Origin of the sequence: Mesorhizobium sp. M5C.F.Ca.IN.020.29.1.1 (assembly GCF_003997375.1) — a bacterium.
Taxonomy (GTDB): Bacteria; Pseudomonadota; Alphaproteobacteria; order Rhizobiales; family Rhizobiaceae; genus Mesorhizobium; species Mesorhizobium wenxiniae.
On the sequence record NZ_RZSW01000666.1, the window covers coordinates 1 to 2,796 of the forward strand.

At 60.4% G+C, this 2,796-nt stretch carries 4 protein-coding genes; 3 read left to right on the forward strand and 1 reads right to left on the reverse strand.

Annotated elements, in window-relative coordinates; genetic code table 11:
• Both EOA85_RS38285 and EOA85_RS31755 read left to right on the forward strand, forming a co-directional pair.
• Positions 1 to 182, forward strand: a 182-nt coding sequence (locus EOA85_RS38285) for a hypothetical protein (RefSeq protein WP_206523411.1), incomplete at its 5' end; no start/stop codon positions are given.
• A gap of 349 nt (positions 183 to 531) precedes the next feature.
• A complete protein-coding gene (locus EOA85_RS31755) occupies positions 532 to 960 on the forward strand; it encodes a CBS domain-containing protein (RefSeq protein WP_127212365.1) in 429 nt (142 codons plus the stop codon).
• A 295-nt stretch (positions 961 to 1,255) separates the two neighbouring features.
• On the opposite strand, the gene EOA85_RS31760 is transcribed toward EOA85_RS31755, so the two are convergent.
• Entirely contained in the window at positions 1,256 to 2,035 is a 780-nt protein-coding gene (locus EOA85_RS31760; protein ID WP_127212366.1) for an alpha/beta hydrolase, read from the reverse strand.
• 131 nt (positions 2,036 to 2,166) lie between these two features.
• Here EOA85_RS31760 and EOA85_RS31765 point away from each other — a divergent pair.
• Positions 2,167 to 2,796, forward strand: a 630-nt coding sequence (locus tag EOA85_RS31765) for a LysR substrate-binding domain-containing protein (protein ID WP_127212367.1), incomplete at its 3' end; no start/stop codon positions are given.

Here is a 2,796-nt window from a genome sequence, read left to right on the forward strand (position 1 = left end):
TCTCTGTTGCCGTGGCTCGCCTCGCGGCGGGCAGGCATTACCTGCTGGGGTGTGTCGGCGAAGCCCGGAGTTTCCTCGCTCCACGACATTCGTCGCTTAGTGCGTGCAGCCCGGAGATCTGGTCTCTTCTGGTGGACCGGTTGGACCGCCACGATCCCAACGTTCTCACCAAGAAAATTTGAGCCGCACAGGGCCAGAGTAAACTATCCCCATGCGGCGGACCGTCTCCGGTCCTGCCAGTTTATATGGGAACAAAACGGGAAAGTTCAAGCATCACGCGCCCCATGTCCGGTCTGCCAAGGGCATTCACCGCAAACGGGACCGGAGCCCGAGCGTTCCCGCGGATCTGCATGGCGGCGCGGCCAAACCGGCTGGAACCTTTCGGCCCGGCTGTTAGTTCCATCGCCGAAGAACGGGACCGCCGAGCGAGCGTCGCAGCGCGACAGGCCTGAGGTCCTCAACAAATCTTCCAGGCCGATATCGCTCTACGTCCGCTGGTGCCGTTCTGGGCACGAACAGGGAGATTCCACCATGAAAGTCGCTGAGATAATGACCCCCAACGTCCATCTCGCCAGTCCTGGCGAGTCGCTCCAGAAAATCGCGAAACGAATGGCGGTTGATGACGTCGGATTTCTGCCCGTCGGAGAAAACGACCGACTCGTCGGAACAATCACCGACCGTGACATCGTCGTACGTGCCGTCGCCGAAGGCAAGGACGGCAGCGCGACAGTCCGCGATGTGATGACCAAGGATGTCAAATACTGCTTCGAGGACGAAGATATCGAGCACGTCGTCCAGAACATGGGTGATATCCAGGTCAGGCGGTTGCCGGTCCTCAACCGCGACAAGCGCCTTGTGGGTGTGGTCTCGCTCGCGGACGCGGCGCTGAAGGAAGATCCGGCAACCGTCGGAATCGCGATGTCCGGCGTGGTCGTACCCGGCGGCGCACACGCGACGTAAGCGCTCTGCCCGGCAGGCGAGATCGGACTGAGTTCAGCGGCCCGCATTAGCATCGGACCCAAAGTGGGTACCGGTGTGGGGCATCCGATGCTCAACAAAAGAGGAGCGGCGGCACGGTTTGAAATGGCCTCTAGCGTTGTCGCGTCTCAAAGAGCCCAGCGACGGCTCGACCGAGCCCTAGCCACACCTTCCCGGCCATATGCCGGGAGCGTCGATGACGCCCCCGGGCTGCACTAGTATTTTGCACGTTTCCGCTTGCGCTCTTGCCGTGGCTCAGAGCTACGATTGGGCGATGTCAGTTCGGTGCCCCCGCGGTGTCGCCCAGCACCACACCCTTGGCAGCCTGGTCGATGACCTCGGCTACAGCCTGTGGCTGGGTAAGGAACACCACATGGCTGCCTTTGACTTCGGTCGTGACCGCCCCGATACGATCGGCAGTGCTCCGAAGCAGTTCTGGCGCAATAGCGCCGTCCTCAGTCGCGACAACGTACCAGCTTGGCTTGGTCTTCCACGCCGCCGTCGTCACCTTGGCCTCAAGCGCCTTCATAGCGATCGGCACCTGTGAGTCACGCAGGAATGCGGCGTCGGCATTGTCGGTGTCCCCGGCAAAGCCGGCCTTAAACGTCTCAGTCTTCAGGAACGCGAAGCCATCGGGCTGCACGTCAGGCTGAAAGTTCGGCGGCGGAGGAACCTCGGCATATTGGTCCAGCGTGGATTGACCGACCTCTGGCGCGAAGGCGGCGACATAGACGAGGCCCGCAACGTTGGCAGCGTCGCCGGCTTCTGTAATTACCGTGCCACCGTAGGAATGGCCGACCAGAATGGCTGGTCCGTCCTGCCGGGCGAGCACGCGACGCGTTGCGGCTACATCGTCTTCCAACGACGTGAGCGGATTCTGAACGATCGAGACTTTATAGCCACGACTTGTCAGTTGGTCGTAGACGCCTCGCCATCCAGTTCCGTCGGCAAAGGCGCCGTGGACGAGAACGACGTTGCGGAGCGGCGCGCTCTGTGCATCAGCAGCAGTTGCCGAAAGTGTCAGTGCACCGACGGCGATCGCTAGGGATTTTATCATGGTAGTTCTCCAGTTGGATTGCTGATAGGACAATCATGATCTACCCTGGAGAATAGCGCTTGTTTATCGAGCGAATTCGGACATCAATGTCTCAAAATGAGAGACAATCCGAATTTTTCTGGAGAACTCATATGCTGCGCGACTTCAGCGACACGGTCGCTTTCGTAAAAGTGGTGCAGGAGGGCAGCTTCACAGCGGCGGCGCGCGTGCTCAAAGTGCCGAAGACACGGGTCAGCCGGAAGGTGCAGGAGCTGGAATCCAGACTGCGGACACAACTGCTGAATCGGACAACGCGCAGCCTGAAGCTGACTGAAGCGGGAGCGGTCTATTTCCAGCACTGCGAGCGAGTGGTAAAGGATCTGGAAGATGCGGAGAACGCAGTGGCGGAGTTGCAGCAACATCCGCGCGGGTGGCTTCGCATCACAGCCCCCTACTGGCTGGCAACTCGCGTCCTCGCGCCGCTGCTCACCGAGTTTCGCCGCTTTTATCCAGAGGTGTTCCCGCAATTGCTTCTTGGGCACGAAGTCGTCGATCTTGTCACCAAGGAGATCGACGTCGCTTTCCGGCTCCAGGAAAGCATCCTGCCCGATTCCACGCTCACGGCTCGGCGGCTCGGCGCATTGCCGATGGGCATCTATGGAGCCCCGACCTACCTAAAACGCGCAGGAACGCCACAGCATCCAGCGGAACTGGCAGAACATGCCTGTCTGTTGACAGAGTTTTATTTCAATCGTCCGGCAGTAGAATGGCCCCTGTCGAGC

Bases quoted from the DNA above. Each gene is read 5' to 3' on its own strand.
- EOA85_RS31755 (WP_127212365.1), top strand. From the start codon at position 532: ATGAAAGTCGCTGAGATAATGACCCCCAACGTCCATCTCGCCAGTCCT.
- EOA85_RS31760 (WP_127212366.1), bottom strand. From the start codon at position 2,035: ATGATAAAATCCCTAGCGATCGCCGTCGGTGCACTGACACTTTCGGCA.